This window comes from Microbacterium sp. K36, assembly GCF_004794355.1.
Classification (GTDB): Bacteria; Actinomycetota; Actinomycetes; order Actinomycetales; family Microbacteriaceae; genus Microbacterium; species Microbacterium paraoxydans_D.
The window spans coordinates 1-294 of sequence record NZ_SSDN01000064.1; the positions used below are offsets into that span (position 1 = coordinate 1).

General features: G+C 64.6%; 1 protein-coding gene. It reads right to left on the reverse strand.

Features of this window, described 5'->3' with window-relative positions; translation table 11 throughout:
* Nucleotides 1–32: 32 nt before the first annotated feature.
* A partial coding sequence (locus tag DW296_RS06720) for a transposase domain-containing protein (protein WP_136051610.1) occupies nt 33–294 on the reverse strand: 262 nt, incomplete at its 5' end.

The window sequence follows — 294 nt, forward strand, 5'->3', positions numbered from 1 at the left end:
AACGTAAGCACCCGGTGAACCCGTCTTGCCAGCTAGGTGGCGCTGGGCGTCCAGCGATGCGGGAGCAGTTCGGCGATGTCGGCCGCCTTGTGGGTCGGCAGTCGCGTGAGGACGTCTTTCAGATAGGCGTAGGGATCGTGCCCGTTGAGCTTGGCCGATTGGATCAGGCTCATGACGGCAGCCGCGCGTTGACCGGCGCGCAGTGAGCCTGCAAACAACCAATTGGAGCGACCCAGGGCAACCGGCCGGATCTGTCGCTCGACGTGGTTGTTGTCGATGGGCACCGTCGGGTCG